The organism is Paenibacillus mucilaginosus 3016 (genome assembly GCF_000250655.1).
Taxonomy (GTDB): Bacteria; Bacillota; Bacilli; order Paenibacillales; family NBRC-103111; genus Paenibacillus_G; species Paenibacillus_G mucilaginosus.
This window is the reverse complement of record NC_016935.1, coordinates 609,407-624,607: the sequence shown is the minus strand read 5'-3', so window position 1 is coordinate 624,607 and position 15,201 is coordinate 609,407. Positions and strand designations below refer to the sequence as shown.

Here is a 15,201-nt window from a genome sequence, read left to right as displayed (position 1 = left end):
AGTTACCCACACTATACACAAGGGCTGTGGATAACTAGTATCCACAGCCCTTTTTCCAGTCATTTTATCTTGTTAAGTATCCTGCCGGCGGCCGTTTCAGGAGATCCGGACCTGCGCTTGCTCAGCCTGCTCCTGCCCTTCTCCGGCCTCCCGGGCCGCTTGGTTGCATGCAGCCATGAAGGCGTGTGCGGCGGCCATGAGGATATCCCGGTGAGCGGCAATCCCCCGATAAGAAGCACCGTCCCTGCGTACGGTAACGATCGCTTCTCCGCTGGCTTCTTCGCCCGAGGACAAAGAGTACAGCTCCAGATCAGCGAACTCGACGGCGAAGGGCAGCGCCTGCTTGATGCCGGCCACAACCGCCTCGACAGGGCCTTCGCCGGTCCCCGTATAAGTCTTCTCTTCCCCGGTCGCTTCGCTGCGGATCGTGCACGAGGCGACGCGGTGTCCGGCCGTTCCGGTCACGAGCTGGGTGGATACCAGCGTGTACGGTTCCATTACCCGGTTCACCGCGTCCCCAATCAGCTGCATGAGCTGATGGTCGTGAACGACCTTCTGGCTGTCCGCCAGGCTCTTGAAGGAAGCGTAGAAGTCCTCCATCTGCTCGTCGGTCAGCTCCACGCCCAGCTCGCTTACCCGGTGGCGGATCGCATGGCGTCCGGAATGCTTGCCGAGGATGATCATGCTGCGCGGTACCCCCAGCCGCTCCGGATCCATGATCTCGTAGGTATTCCGGTTCTTGAGCAGGCCGTCCTGGTGGATGCCGGCTTCATGCTGGAAGGCGTTGCGGCCGACTACCGGCTTGTTGAAGGCGATCGGGAAGCTCATCGCCCGGGAGACCATCTGTGAGGTGGCGAAGATCTCTTCGGTGCGGATGCCCGTCACCGCCCCCATGGCATTCCCCCGGGTCTCGAGTGCCATGACCAGCTCCTCCATCGAGCAGTTGCCGGCACGCTCTCCTACGCCATTCACCGTAACCTCCACCTGGGAGACCCCCGCCTTGATGGCCGCCAGGGAGTTCGCCACCGCCAGCCCCAGGTCGTTGTGACAGTGGGCGCTGAATTCAACCCGGTCGCTGCCCCGCACATTCTGCATCACCCGCGTGAACATGGCTCCGTACTCATCCGGAAGCGCGTAGCCTACCGTGTCCGGGATATTGATGATTGTCGCTCCCTCGGCAATGACCGCCTCGATCATCTCGAAGAGGAACTCGTCACCGGTGCGCGTGGCATCCATGGGCGAGAATTCGATGCGGTCTACGAACTGCTTGCCGTAGGCCACCATCTCCCGGGCCATCGCAATGGCCTGCTCCCGCGATTTGCGCAGCTGGAAGTCCAGATGAATGCTCGACGAGGAGAGGAACATATGCAGACGGCGGCGCTCCGCATCCCGTGTCGCTTTCACAGCGGCATCGATATCCCCCTTGACGGCGCGGGCGAAGCCGCAGATCTCCACCCCGGTTATTTCCCTGGAGATCTGTTCCACCGCGGCGAAGTCCCCGGGGCTGGAGATTGGGAATCCCGGCTCAATGACGTCCACGCCCTGCTTCGCGAGCTGCCGCGCAATCACGATCTTCTGCTGCGGTGTGAGCGTCGCTCCCGGCGCCTGTTCTCCGTCTCTCAAGGTCGTGTCGAAAATCATAATTTTTCTCATGTCGTTATCCTCCCAAAGTGTAGTGTATTGGCTTATCCCTTGTCCTGATGCCACTGCCTCGACTGAGCAACGAACCACCCTGCTGAAATATCAAAAAGCCCGTCGTCTCTGCATAAGAGACGACGGGCTCGATGCCCTGCCGCGGTACCACTCTTCTTGAATTCCGGTCCACCCGCCGCACAAAGCCGCCGGTTCGCCAGGAACTCCACCTCGAAGCCCTTCTCACGGTGGGCCTCCGTCGGAATCTACTCCAGCCGAAGAGCACCTGCAGCTCTCCCGCCGTTATCAACCCCGCCGCTCCCGGGCGAGCTTCAGACCTGCCGCTGACTGCGTCGCACCACCCCGCAGCTCTCTGTTCACCGGCCTGCCTTACTGTTCCCGTTCATCGCGTTTTTGCTATGAAATTCAATGATTGCCCGGCTCTGCATCCGGACTGAAAATCAAAAAGCCCGCCGTCTCTTAAATAAGAGACGACAGGCTGACCTATCGCGGTACCACTCTTGTTGACAGCCCCCTCATAAGAGAAGCAAGCTGCCCGCTTGAAGCCTGATCACGGAGGCCCCCGTAGAGCTTACTGGCGTGGATGCAAACTGCACCGGCGCTTCGGCCCTGCCGCTCCCGGGTGAGGTTCGCCAGCGTCCCTGACTGCGTTGCACCTTCCCGCAGCTCTCTGTACAGGTTCTTCCCGCTACTGTTCCCGTTCGTCGCGTTTCATGTTTTGGATTTGTTTGTCATTATAGTATGCGTTCCCGGGGAAGTCAATATACTTTTCTGAAAATTTAAAATATGCACAGATCCACCCCCGGGCATCCCGGACATACGATAGCCCCGGCCGCCAGACGCTTGAAACGTCCGGCTTCCGGGGCCTGGTCCCCTGTAATATATATATATTTATCTGTTTGTCTGTTTAAAAATGCCCATGAATCCGGCGAAAGGCCTCACCCGTTTATGACCTTCGCTTCTTATTCCCCGCCGAGGAAAGCGTACCGCGCTACAACCAGCACGGCCAGCAGCCACATCATCCAGTGTACTTTGTACTGGCCTTTGGCCCCTACATTGGCTACGGTCGCCAGCAGCACATAGGACACGATACCGAACGAAATCCCGTTGGCAATGTTGTACGTGAACGGCATCAGCGCCACGATGAAGAAAGCCGGAATACCATACACGAGGTCCTGGAAGTCGATCTCGCGGACGGATTGCATCATGAGAACACCGACGACAATCAGAGCCGCTGCGGTAGCGGAACCCGGAATCAAGGCAGCCACAGGAGCGAGGAACAGCGCAAGCAGGAAGCACACGCCGGTCGTCACAGCTGTAAGTCCCGTGCGTCCGCCCTCGGCTACCCCTGCCGCGCTCTCAACGAATGCCGTTACCGTACTGGTACCGACCAGCGCACCGGTGCTGACACCTACGGCATCGACCATCATCGCCTTGCCGACGCGTTTGTTGCCTTCCACCTTGTCTTTCATCATGCCCGCCCGGTTGGCCGTACCCACGAGCGTACCGAACGTATCGAACAATTCGACGAACGTAAATGTCGCAATGACCGAGATAATCCCCGCGTTGAGAATCCCTGCAAAATCAAAGTGACCGAACGTCAGCTTGCTCAGATCCGGAACCCAAGTCGTTTCAGGGCGGCCCAGATTCGCAAAGTTCACTACAGATGAGCCATCGGGATTGTGCATGAAGGCACCGACCACCGTGGTGAGCAGAATCCCGAACAGAATGGCACCGCGAACTTTGAGCACCATGAGCGCCGAAATCAGCACCAGACCCACGATGCAGAGAATGACATTCACATCATGCATGCTTCCGATATGAATGACCGATTCGAAGGAGAGCAGATCGGTGTACTTGCCTTTGGCAATATCATTCGAAGCTTCAACGGCTATCGTCATCAAACCGCTGTTCTTCAATCCGACGATGGCGATGAACAGCCCGATCCCGACCGTAATCGCATGCTTGAGCGAGTCCGGTACGGCTACGAGCAGCATCTGACGGACCTTGGTCACCGTCAGCACAATGAAAATCAGACCGGAGATAAAAACAGCCGTAAGTCCCATCTGGTACGTAAACGTACCCTGCGAAGCCAAGATCACCGTAGCGAAGTAAGCATTAAGACCCATTCCCGGAGCGAGTGCAACCGGGAAGTTCACGAAGAGGCCCATCGCAATCGTCATGACGCCGGCCGCAATCGCCGTCGCCAGGAAGACCGAGGTCCAGTCCATGCCCGTCGCCCCGGATCCGAACGCACTGAGAATGTTCGGGTTGACGGCCAGGATGTACGCCATCGTCATGAACGTCGTCAGACCGGCCATCACTTCGGTGCGTACCGTGGTTCCGTTCTCCTTCAGCTTAAAGAAACGATCCATCCTAAAATCCCTCCAAGTGGTTTTGGGGAACAACGAGCTCGGATCAGCGTCCGCCGGAGGCGGAATACGCTTCAGTCGGCATGGGAAATCCACCTGCCGCGCCTTTCTCTTGCAGACTGCTGCTTGCTTGGAACACTGGATAGGTTCAGAAAATAGTAGTTTGACCCATACTCCCTGAATTATACAAAAAAGCCCGGCACCATGAAGATGGTCCGGGCTCGTCCAAGCATAAAGAAGGCTCCACGGGTTTACCCGTGAACCGGTTATCCTTGTTCGTAGCCAGATCATTTACGGTGATCTCGTAGAAACTTCCGGGCCAATTCCCGGAATTATACGAAACGTTATTCCTGTATGCGATTGTTGGTTGCTGCTTTACTCTTTCCATTCTAGAAGGCGTGTCGAAGCTTGTCAATGGATATTCCGAACATTGTCATATTTTTTTTGACCTTCGTTCGGTAATCCTCCTTATTTTCCCCGCTGTGAATGGAAAAACCTGCATTTCCCCTCGGGAAAACGCAGGTCCTCTGTTCTGTCTTCTATTCCCACTCGATCGTAGCCGGCGGCTTCGAAGTGATGTCGTATACAATCCGGTTGACGTTATCGACCTCGTTGACGATGCGCACGGAGATCTTCTCGAGCACATCCCAAGGAATACGAGCCCAGTCGGCGGTCATGCCGTCAATGGACGTTACGGCACGGATGCCGACCGTGTACGAGTACGTACGGGCGTCACCCATAACGCCTACACTCTTCATGTTAGGCAGCGCGGTGAAGTACTGCCAGATCTCGCGGTTCAGGCCCGCTTTGGCGATCTCGTCGCGGAGAATCGCATCGGACTCGCGCACGATGGTCAGCTTCTCCTCGGTCACTTCGCCCAGCACGCGGATCGCAAGACCCGGACCCGGGAACGGCTGGCGCCATACGATCGCCTCCGGCAGACCGCACTCCTCGCCCACCTTGCGGACTTCGTCCTTGAAGAGCGCCTTCAGCGGCTCCACGAGCTTGAACTTCATGTCTTCAGGCAGACCGCCCACGTTGTGGTGCGACTTGATCGTCTGCGCCGTAGCCGTGCCGCTCTCCACGATGTCCGTGTACAATGTGCCCTGCGCCAGGAAAGCGAAGTCGTCGAACTGTGCCGACTCTTCCTCGAAGACGCGGATGAACTCCGTACCGATAATTTTGCGCTTCTGCTCCGGATCGTCCACACCGGCCAGCTTGCCGAGGAACCGCTCGCGCGCGTCGATCTTGACGACCTTCATGTCGAACTTGCCGACGAACGTGTCCATGACGCTCTCCGCCTCGTCCTTGCGAAGCAGGCCGTGGTCGATGAACATACATGTCAGCTGGTCGCCGATCGCCTTGTGGATCAGCATGGCCACAACCGAGGAGTCCACGCCGCCGCTCAGCGCACAGAGCACCTTCTGGTCGCCGACCTGCTCGCGGATCTCACGCACCGTGTCCTCGATGAAAGTCTCCATGCTCCATGTGCCTTCGCACTCGCAGATCTTGTAGAGGAAGTTGCGGATCATTTCGTTGCCGTAGACGGAGTGCTGCACTTCCGGATGGAACTGGACGGCATAGAGCTTGCGGTCCGGGTGGCTCATCGCGGCGATCGGCGCATGTTCGGTACCTGCATCGACTACGAAGCCTTCCGGCGCCTGCACCACGAGATCGCTGTGGCTCATCCATACCGTCTGCCGGCTCTCGAGCCCGTGAGTCAGCCCGCAGCCTTCCGCGAAGTCCACCTCCGCCTTGCCGTACTCGCGCTTCAGCGCGCCTTCCACCTTGCCGTTCAGCTGGTGGGCCATCATTTGCATCCCGTAGCAGATCCCGAGGATCGGCACGCCGAGATCATATACGGCAGGGTCTACCAGCGGAGAAGCTTCCCCGTACACGCTGGCTGGTCCCCCCGAGAATACGATACCTTTAGGCTGCAGTTCCCGAATTTTGTCCGCCGGCGTATTGAAAGGCAGCAGTTCGCTGTAAACGCCAAGGTCACGGATGCGGCGCGCGATCAACTGGTTGTACTGCCCCCCGAAGTCGAGCACCACGATAATTTCATTCGGCTTGTCCATGTTCTGTTTGTTCCTCCGCCTCTTTTTTTAATAGCCCTTATTATAAGCGTCTGCCGGACAAAGGGCAATGCCTACCCCGATTTGGGGAAAGAGGAAAAGAGGCGGCCCGCCCGGATGGAAAACCCGGCCCAAACGCCTGCTGCGCATGGACATTGGATTGACAGCGGTTACGAAGGAAATGGCTATGAAGGCACGGCCTCGAATGGGAATTTCAGGGGAGAACCGCGTAAGAATTCCGGTCGGTTCGCTTAGAAATAAGCTGCCGCTTCTCAAGGAACCGGCTGAAGCTGAATCGTCTCCGTCCGTCCGTTCCAGGTTACCTCGGCGGTAATGGTCTCATCCCTTCTTTCGATAGCCCCGCCCAGTTGAAGCCTTTGTTCGATCGTAAACTGTTTTTGCCCGGGACTCGGCGGCCCATCGAATGATCTTTTCGTACTCCTGGCACTGGACTCGAAGCCGTACTCCATACCCTTGACCGCCGCCAGATCAGCCGCGTCACCCTTATAGGTCACCACAAATTCGTACTAGGACCGGCTTTCATAGTCCATAGGGCGGCCCGTCTTCTTGGTGAACACCCCTTGCCCGCTGACATGATACTCCGCCGTCCAATTCGGCGTCTCCCCCTTATAAACATAATTGTGCTTCACCACCTCCCGGCTGCCGCAGCCGATACTGAACAGCAGAAGCATGAAGAGAGCGAAACAGCCAAGCCGGTTTCGCCGCATCTTTTCCTCCCCCTTGTGAGTTAAGAACCACAGTACCTTCTGTGCAGTATAACGCAAATGACTCACGCCAAGTTCCAATATGTGGTAAAATTTACAGAGGCATCTTTCTCATTTTATCTTTGTCCCAGGAAAAAGGAGGCAGTGACGACGATGGTCAGTCCCTTTGGAGTGATGATTTCACTGTTGGTGTTTCTGGCTTTCCCGGTGTATGTGATCTTCCGGCTCGAGTCGATCTCCCGTCGTTTGCGGCGAATGGAGGAAAAGTCAGCCGGGGGTCTCCGCTCCGATCTGCGGGCTTATAACGCTCAGGTTGTGGAAGCGTGGGAGCGCAGCGGGCAAAAGGATGATCCCGAGCCAACCGCCGACCTGAAGAAGGACGGCTGGCGTGACGGGGAGCGGTAGGTATGCAGGAGGATACGCCGGAGGCAGGCTCGTGTGGATGACACAGTGGGAGGGCAGTGGCGGAATGCTGGGGAACAATAGAGAAACGATGTAAACAGGGAGCTCAGGAAGTGAAGGCAGGAGCTCTGAGCAGCTTGATGAACCGGAGGCTGAGTGTAGGCCAAGTCCTTGGTGAAAGCTTCTCTATATGAAAAAAGGGACGCTTCAGCAGTACGACAGATCTGGGTATCCATCTGCTGTACGCACTAGTGCGGTATGGCCGCCCATGACCAAGAGGCCTGGCCCCCCGCAGTCTCTGCGGAGCCAGGCCTCTTCTTGGCCGTGCGGGCTAGAGCCGCCGGCTGCGCTTCACGTGCCGCCACGCCTCCGTCAGCGTGCGGCGCGTCACGCGCGCTTCGGGCGCCCGCGGGTCGGCGTAGCGCAGCGCCTCAAGCAGCTGCGCGAGCTGCAGCAGCGCGGCCTGCTGCGCCTCGCCGGCACAGCGCCGGGATGCGGCGTACTCGCGCAGCGTCTGCGCCGGTGCCGCCCGGCCGTGGGCCCGCTGCAGGCGGCGCCACAGCCGCTCCGCGAAGGCGAGGCGCACCGCGCGGCGCAGGCCTGGCAGCAGGCCGAAGCCCGGCAGCGCGGGGAGACGGCGGTACTGCCGCCAGAGCGCGTACGCGGCAAGCGCCGCCAAAGCGAGGGCCGCTGCGCCCGACGCCGGGATGGCGTAAGGGGACGCAGCCGCCAGCAGCCGCCGGAGCAGCGGCCCGCTCTCTTCGCGCAGTGCCGTGAGCCCGGCTGCGGCGCCCTGCAGTACCGCCTCCCGGCCGGCAGCCAGCCAGGTACGCACCTGCTGCCACACGGATTCCCCGGGGGCGGCAATCTCAGCGGCCGGAGCAGCCGCAGCCGCTTCCTGCCCTTCCGCCTGCTGCGCCGCCGGCAGGGCAGGCGTGGGATCGAAGGCCACCCAGCCGTGCTGCGGGAAGTACACTTCGACCCAGGAATGGGCATCCCGCTGCCGGACCTGGACGGTATAGCTCGGCTTCCCGCCGCCCTCGGTCGTGACAGCCATCACTTCACCGGGGGTGAATCCCTTCACCCAGCGGGCGGGGATGCCGCTCGCCCGGAGCAGCACCACCATCGAAGAGGAGAAGTGGTCGCAGTACCCTGTCTTCTGCTCGAACAGGAAGCGGTCCACGAGATCCTCCCCGGGCTCAGCCGCCCGGGTATTCTGCAGGCTGTACGCAAACTGCGATTGGAGATAGTGCTCCACCGCCTTGACCTTGGCATACGGCGATGTGCCATTCTCGGACAGGCCTTGCGCCAGAGCCCTGACTCGGGCCGAAACGGAGTCCGGGAGCTGCAGATAGCGCTGAAGAATCTCCGGCGGATAGGCTGACGGGAGTGCAGTCCTTACCGCATCCTCTTCGGCCGGAAGCCTGGACTCTACGGTATAGGAGACCATCGGGTCACTGAGCGCCGGCAGGGTGAACCGGTCCGCCCCCTTCTCCTTCCAGACCCAGGAAGAGGGAATGGCCAGCCCGCTCTCCGACGTCATCTCCGTCACGGCGGTCACCGTACCGCCGGCAAAGAGCTGCCGGTTCAGGCTCCGCGCCTGTACGGTCACCTGCTGACGCAGGGTTCCCCCGGCGGACGGGACGCCTACGGGTGAAGCTCCTGCGGCAAGATCCTGCGTCAGCTCTCCCTCTGGCTCCGTCCACCCCTGCCCGGTATAAAAGCTCTTGGCCTCCCCGCGCCAATACGTCAGCCGCGGGGTCACCGCCGTGAATGCCGGGCTGCTGTCCGGCGTGAGCGGATGTCCCAGCTTCGTATCGTCGGCTCCGTACCCGGTCTGGGCCGACGTACCCCGGCCTTCCGGGATCCAAGATTTCCCTTGAACCCCTTGCTCCAGCGCACGGATCGCCGCCGACCAATCCGGCGGGCGAACCGCTCCGGGATGGAGCAGCGTACCGAACCAGCCGCAGAGCAGACAGCAGGCGGCCAGCACTACTCCTGCGGCCAACGTCCCCCGTCCGGCCCGCTCCTGAAGTGCCGGAGCGGAGGAAACCCTCTCAGCCCACCGCCACCGGTCCCAGCGGGCGCTCTGCAGGCAGCTCTGCAGCAGCAGCGTCCAGCCAGCGCTCCGCAGCGCGGCGTAGCCCATATCGACGCCGAAGATCCATTCGATTGCTCCAAGATAGAAGAGCGTCAGCCCGCCGAACCAGAGCATGCTCCTGCGCTCCAATACGAAGGACTGCACCACAGAGAGGAAGAAGGCCCACCCCGAGAGGAACAGCAGGGTCCGCGTCGCCGGCTCCCAGCCGGCCAGCTCCCCCCGCAGCCCCTCCTGCGCATCCGAGAGCAGCTCATGCCCCCACTGCTCCCACCAGAGCACGGAAGGCAGGGTTCCGCCGGCATGCAGCCAGGCCGTCACCGTGATGATCCAGGCCGCTTTCACCGGCCATACCGCCCAGGCCGGCAGACGGAACGTATCGGCGAGAAGCAGCAGAGCGAAAGTGAGCACGAACGGACCGATTGCATACACTTCCGTTACATAGACGAGCAGCCGGAGAGGGTACAGCCACTCCACGAGCAGCAGGAAGAGCAGCAGGGTCAGTGCGGCATCCGCTCCCCACCCGAGCAGCGAAGGTTCTGCCGCCCGGCGGGCAGCGGCCGTGGTCCCGGTCGTGTGCCCTGCCGGCACAGCTTCAGGTGCCCCATACGGCATGGCGGGCACCTCCTTCCGCGGCCGGCACGGGTACCGGAGCCGTCCCTGCCGGCACCAGCGTCACCGGGCAGCCGAGCGCCTCGAGCTGCCGCTTCCAGGCGTGCACGTGCTCCGGGAGCTCCCCCGGGCCGTGCACGAACACGACGCCGGCGGCGCCCTTCGGCAGCCGCCGCAGCACCTGCGGCAGCTGCGCATCGGCGCGCGCCGTCACGAGCGTGAGCGCGCCTCCCGCGGCCGAGCGGGCCTCGCGAAGCACGAGCGCGGCGAAGCTTCCGCCGCCGCTGTCCGCGGCTGCCCCGCCGCGCGGCACCGCCGCCAGCAAGCGCAGCAGCCCGGCCAGGCGGGCGCTGCCGTGCGCCTCCGCGGCGCTGCCCTGCGCGTCGCTCACCGCGAGGCGCACGCGCCGCCCCTCGGCGAGACTGCGCCGCAGGAGCCCCGCCGCGGCCTCCGCCGCCGCCGTGAGCAAAGGATCCGCCCACAGGGCGGCTCCTTCGCTCCCCCCGGCTCCGGCCGCGTCCAAGAGCACGAGCTGCCGGCCCGGCCCGGGCGGCTCCAGCTCCTTCGCACGCAGGTCGCCCGTGCGCGCGCTGCTGCGCCAATGGATCCGGCGGAGCGGATCGCCCGGCGCATAAGGCCGGGTGCCGCTGAGCTGCGGCACCTCGGCGGCAGACCAGGCCCGCCGCTGAACCGGCCGGCCGTCGCCAAGCGAGCCTGCTGGCCATGCCGCCGCACTGTGGCACCGGGGCAGCACCCAGATCTGACCGCCGCCAGTCGGGTCCTCATCGGAAGTTGCCGCCCAGCCGGCCGTCTGACCAGCGTTCTTCCCGCTCACAGCCCCACGGCGGGAGTCCGTCCGTGCCGCTTTCTTTTCTCCCGGCAGGGCGGATTCAAGGCTCGCCGCCTGAACCCCGGGCTCCCCTGTTCTAACCTTGTCAGCCGCGGCGGCCGTCCTCTCCACCACGCCCACCTTGACCTGCAGCAGCCCGAACGCATCGCTGAGCCGCACTTCCTGCACTTCACGCCGGTAGCAGCCCCGCCTCAGCGGCGGCAGCCCGCCCTGCAGGTCCGCTCCACTGCGCCGCAGGGGAGACGCCATCCGCACCAGATGCCGCTCTCCGGTGCCCTGATGCACCCAAGCCTCTTCGAGCAGCACCCAGATCCCCGGCGCCCACCCGGAGGGAAACCGCACACTATAGATTAGGTGCACCGGGTCCCCATGCTCCACAGTCCGGTCCTGCTCCTCTCCAGAGACCGGAGCCGCCCCGCTCCCCTGCCCCGCTTCTACCCGTACGCCCCTGCGTGCCGACCACAGGAGGCCTCCGGTATACAGAAGCAGAAAGGCCATCGCGTAGAACATAAACCAGGCCGTCCGGCCTCCCCAGAGGAAGGCCCAGGCCGCAGACCAGCCGGCACCCGCCAGCCAGCCGAGAAACAACAGCACGCTCCGCATGTCCGTCGTCCTTCCTAGCCGGCTGCGGGCCGGCGTACCGGCACCGCTGCCGTTCCGGCAATCGCATCGATCACGCCTTCGGCGGTACGGCCGGCCACCGCAGCCCCCGGCGTCAGCATCAGCCGGTGGGCCAGAACGGGCACCGCCAGCTCCTTGACGTCATCGGGGATGACGTAGCCCCGCCCGCGCTGGAAGGCCAGTGCCTGGGAGGCCTGCATCAGGGCGATGGAAGCCCGCGGACTCGCCCCGAGCGCGACATCGGCATGCGTCCGCGTAGCCGTCGTCAGGCCGACGATGTACTGCTTGATCGTCTCATCGACATGAACCCCACGAACTTCCTTTTGCAGGGCGGTGAACTCCTCCTGCAGCACGACCGTCCGGACGGCCGCCAGCGGATGGATCTCCTCCATTCGGCCCAGCATCTCGACCTCCTCGCGCGGACCCGGGTAACCGAGCCTCAGCTTCAGCAGGAAGCGGTCGAGCTGCGCCTCCGGCAGGGGATAGGTGCCTTCAAAGTCGAGCGGATTCTGTGTCGCCAGGATGAAGAACGGCTGGGGCAGCGGGTAGGTCATCCCGTCCACCGTAATCCGCTTCTCTTCCATCGCTTCGAGCAGGGCCGCCTGGGTCCGCGGCGAGGTCCGGTTGAGCTCGTCGGCCAGGACGATCTGCGCCAGCAGCGGGCCCGGCCGGAATTCAAAGTCGGCTGTCCGCTGGTTGTATACGGACACACCCGTCAGGTCGGAAGGCAGCAGGTCCGGCGTGCATTGAATCCGTTTGAAGCTGCCGTCGACGGCCCGGGCCAGCGCCCGCACCAGCATCGTTTTGCCGACGCCCGGCACGTCCTCGAGGAGCACATGCCCCCCGCAGAGCAGGGCCGTCATCAGCTTTTCCACCACATCACGTTTGCCTACAATGACTTTCTCAACCTGATAAATAATCTTCTCAATAAGAGCCTGCGGTGAATCCGGGGCAAAGGGGGAATGGGTCATGAACTGGAACCTCCTAGCGTTAGTGCGACAATCCAAGGAGGCACGGCCTCCCGAATCTCGCAGTCTATGTTCTCCAGTATGACCCGGTTTGAGAGACTTTAGACTTGCGCTTTCGCCTTCAGATCAGGGACTTGGTAAGGCTGCAGCCGCCACCAGTTGCCGTAGAGACGGGCACTCACTTCCGCGATGGCCGCCCCGGGCTGCACTCCTCCTGACGAGAGAATCCGGCTGCCGAGGAGCTCCAGTGTTCCTTGGAGCGGTACCATGACCCTGCCGTCCTTCAGTGCCATCCCCGGCAGCGGCACGACCTTCGTTGCCTCACCGGGTCTGTACAGCCGCAGCTCCAGACGGCCGAAATCATACTGGACCGCATGCCCTGCATAACGGGCGGTTGCGGTGCGCAGACCGGCATCCCACTGCACTACGCCTCCCATCGCTTCCACCAGCTCCCGCAAAGGTACGTTGTAGCCTCCTCCTCTCGCCGCCTCGAACTCTCCTTTAGCCAGCGTCAGGCGCCTGGAATCCAGTACGACATCGAGTTGGTCCGGTCCTCTGGATTCCCCTTCCGCCGAGCCGGATGCGAGCACGCTTGGCGGCGCATGCAGAACACCCGGCGCCTCCCCGGCCGGATCGCTTCGCCAGGTGTAGCTGATCTGCCGCATCTCGGCCAGCCGGGCGGCATGGCCTTCCGGCGTGCTGCTGCGGGGCCATTTGGGCTTGCCTGCGGAGAACTGGGGCGGCTTCACCTCGGGAGTGAGCGGAGCGAAGACATAGCCTTTGTCCTTGAACAGCCGGATGATCCGAGGCAGCGCTTTCAACGTTTCTTCATGCCCCGCGCTGTCATGCATGAGCACGACCGCTTCCTGCCGGAAGGGTCCCCGGGCTACGGTTCCATATATCTCATCAGCTGTTATGCCCTTCCTGCGGGCATCCGAGCTGTCGATCGTCCAGTCGTGAATCTGATAACCGGCCTGCTCCAGATAGTAGAAATAGAAGGCGTCGAAGTTTCCGAACGTGCCTCCAGGGGCGCGGACCAGCCGGGGCCGGACACCTGCCGCCTCCTGCACCGCCTTCTCCGTATGCTGCAGCTGCTCCCAGAAGACGGAGAAGTCCTTGTAAATATCGCGGTACACATGGTTGTACGTGTGGTTGCCGAGTACGTGGCCTTCCTCCGCAATCCGCTTCGCCACTTCGGGTCTCGCTTCCACCTGCTCTCCCAGGACGAAGAAAGTCGCCGGCACCCCTTCCTCCTTCAGCACATCGAGGAATTTAGGCGTCAAGTGGCTCGGTCCGTCATCGAAGGTGAGGTAGACGGTCGGCTGGCCGGCTGCCTTATACTCTCCGCCGGCATCCACCCTCTTGCCGGATTTCAGCGTGGAGTATACGTTCCCCTCCGCCTCAGGCATGGCCCGAAGCGTCCCTGGGAAGAGCAGCAGCAGAAGCAGGATGATGCCTAACGCCATGATTGCAGCCTGTCGGATTACTGCGGATAAAGCCGCCTGCCTTCTGCCCGCCATAAAAAGATCCCTCCGTATAATCTAGTATTCTGGAAATACTAGATTATATGGGGGACCGGAGGCTTTTATGCCTTGGCGGCGCTGTGTCTATCGACACTTTTACGCCACGGGACTTCTATGTTTCCCAAGCTCTGTATGCCTTGAGGATGCTGTTCCGCCAGGCACCTTGATCCCTGGGGCAATGTCTCTTTCATTAAGGCAGGAACCGGATGCACACCGGCTTCGGCAGCGAGAGCTCCCGGCCCGCCGGGCTCAGGTTCCTCCCGCTTCACGGATTTCCAGCACGGTGATGGAGTCGGAGTTCTGATTGGCGGCCAGCAGAAATCTTCCGTCCGGCGTTACGGCAAAATTGCGCGGGAAGCGGCCCAGCGTGGATTGATGCTGTACCGCACGAAGAGCCCCCGTCTCTTGGTTGATTTCGAACACGGCGATGCTGTCATGCCCCCGGTTGGAAACATAGAGGTACCGCCCGTTCGGATGGATATGGATATCCGCCACATAGCTTTCTCCCTTATAGCCCTCCGGCAGGGTGAACACCGCCTCCCTCTCCGTGAGTTTCCCTTCGGCCGGGTCAGCGGCGAATACGGTCACCGTCGAGTCCAGCTCGTTAGCGACATAGGCATAAGGCAGCGTCGCATGGAAGACGAGATGCCGGGGGCCGGCTCCCGCATGAACAGCCGCTTCGGCGTGCGGAACCAGAATCCCCTCCACCGCATCTCCCGCAAGACGGTAGGTGACAATCCGGTCCTTGCCGAGGTCCGGAACGTAGACGAACCCTTCGCGGATCACGATGCAGTGGGGATGCGGCTCCCCCTGCCGGTCCGCATGCACACTGCTTCCCGTGTGCCGATGCGCCTCCGCCAGCTCCAGCAGCTCCCCGCCCGGCCCGATGCCGTGGACGGAAACATTGCCGCTGGAATAGTTGGCGACTACAAGCCGGCGCTCCCCCGGAACCAAGGCCAGGTGGCAGGGAGCTGCCCCCTGTACGTCCTGTCTGCCCAGGAAGCTCGCCTCCCCCGTCAGCGGATCGATCCGGTAGGCGGCGGCTCCGCCGCCGGCACGCCCTTCGATATCGATCTCGCTCACGCAGTACAGGCGGTCTCCCGCTTCGTTGCGGATGACGAACGACGGACTCTGCACCTCGGCATACGCCGCCTGGCGCTGCAGCTCCCCCGTTTCACTGTCCATTGTGACGAGGAACAGCGAATCTTCGCCTTCCTCACTGTATGTACCGATATACATCCGAATGCCCTTTTCCTGACCGAGACTCATCTTCAGACACACTCCCCAGTGATTGGTATATGG

11 protein-coding genes, 1 riboswitch and 1 other annotated feature are annotated in these 15,201 nt (G+C 62.1%); of the genes, 1 reads left to right on the top strand and 10 read right to left on the bottom strand.

Annotation, left to right across the window (positions count from 1 at the left end):
• Positions 1 to 96 precede the first annotated feature (96 nt).
• The 5 genes from PM3016_RS02825 to PM3016_RS02805 form a co-directional block, all read right to left on the bottom strand.
• Positions 97 to 1,653: a 2-isopropylmalate synthase gene (locus tag PM3016_RS02825; RefSeq protein WP_014368353.1), complete on the bottom strand. Its 1,557-nt coding sequence runs from the start codon at positions 1,651 to 1,653 to the stop codon at positions 97 to 99.
• Between the two features lie 463 nt (positions 1,654 to 2,116).
• Positions 2,117 to 2,367, bottom strand: a binding site (T-box leader).
• A gap of 248 nt (positions 2,368 to 2,615) precedes the next feature.
• Positions 2,616 to 4,028: an NCS2 family permease gene (locus PM3016_RS02820; RefSeq protein ID WP_014368352.1), complete on the bottom strand. Its 1,413-nt coding sequence runs from the start codon at positions 4,026 to 4,028 to the stop codon at positions 2,616 to 2,618.
• A 256-nt stretch (positions 4,029 to 4,284) separates the two neighbouring features.
• Positions 4,285 to 4,385, bottom strand: a riboswitch (purine riboswitch).
• Positions 4,386 to 4,564: 179 nt separating this feature from the next.
• Positions 4,565 to 6,103: a glutamine-hydrolyzing GMP synthase gene (gene guaA, locus PM3016_RS02815; RefSeq protein ID WP_014368351.1), complete on the bottom strand. Its 1,539-nt coding sequence runs from the start codon at positions 6,101 to 6,103 to the stop codon at positions 4,565 to 4,567.
• A 269-nt stretch (positions 6,104 to 6,372) separates the two neighbouring features.
• Complete coding sequence (locus PM3016_RS02810; protein ID WP_148279654.1) at positions 6,373 to 6,615, bottom strand: hypothetical protein; 243 nt, start codon at positions 6,613 to 6,615, stop codon at positions 6,373 to 6,375.
• A gap of 12 nt (positions 6,616 to 6,627) precedes the next feature.
• A complete protein-coding gene (locus tag PM3016_RS02805; RefSeq protein WP_014368350.1) occupies positions 6,628 to 6,828 on the bottom strand; it encodes a hypothetical protein in 201 nt (66 codons plus the stop codon).
• Between the two features lie 150 nt (positions 6,829 to 6,978).
• On the opposite strand from PM3016_RS02805, the gene PM3016_RS02800 reads away from it, so the two are divergent.
• A complete protein-coding gene (locus PM3016_RS02800) occupies positions 6,979 to 7,230 on the top strand; it encodes a hypothetical protein (RefSeq protein WP_014368349.1) in 252 nt (83 codons plus the stop codon).
• A gap of 328 nt (positions 7,231 to 7,558) precedes the next feature.
• Here the strand turns inward: PM3016_RS02800 and PM3016_RS02795 are convergent, their stop codons facing one another.
• The 5 genes from PM3016_RS02795 to PM3016_RS02775 all read right to left on the bottom strand — a co-directional run bounded on the left by PM3016_RS02795 (position 7,559) and on the right by PM3016_RS02775 (position 15,168).
• Positions 7,559 to 9,940: a transglutaminase-like domain-containing protein gene (locus tag PM3016_RS02795; RefSeq protein WP_014368348.1), complete on the bottom strand. Its 2,382-nt coding sequence runs from the start codon at positions 9,938 to 9,940 to the stop codon at positions 7,559 to 7,561.
• Positions 9,921 to 11,390, bottom strand: a complete 1,470-nt coding sequence (locus tag PM3016_RS02790) for a DUF58 domain-containing protein (RefSeq protein ID WP_014368347.1) — start codon at positions 11,388 to 11,390, stop codon at positions 9,921 to 9,923. Before PM3016_RS02790 ends, PM3016_RS02795 begins: the two co-directional genes overlap by 20 nt.
• Before the next feature lie 14 nt (positions 11,391 to 11,404).
• Complete coding sequence (locus PM3016_RS02785) at positions 11,405 to 12,379, bottom strand: AAA family ATPase (protein WP_013914365.1); 975 nt, start codon at positions 12,377 to 12,379, stop codon at positions 11,405 to 11,407.
• Positions 12,380 to 12,477: 98 nt separating this feature from the next.
• Positions 12,478 to 13,896 (bottom strand): polysaccharide deacetylase family protein, encoded by a 1,419-nt coding sequence (locus PM3016_RS02780; protein ID WP_013914364.1) that lies wholly within the window; start codon positions 13,894 to 13,896, stop codon positions 12,478 to 12,480.
• Positions 13,897 to 14,148: 252 nt separating this feature from the next.
• Complete coding sequence (locus PM3016_RS02775; RefSeq protein WP_014368346.1) at positions 14,149 to 15,168, bottom strand: lactonase family protein; 1,020 nt, start codon at positions 15,166 to 15,168, stop codon at positions 14,149 to 14,151.
• Between the last annotated feature and the right edge of the window lie 33 nt (positions 15,169 to 15,201).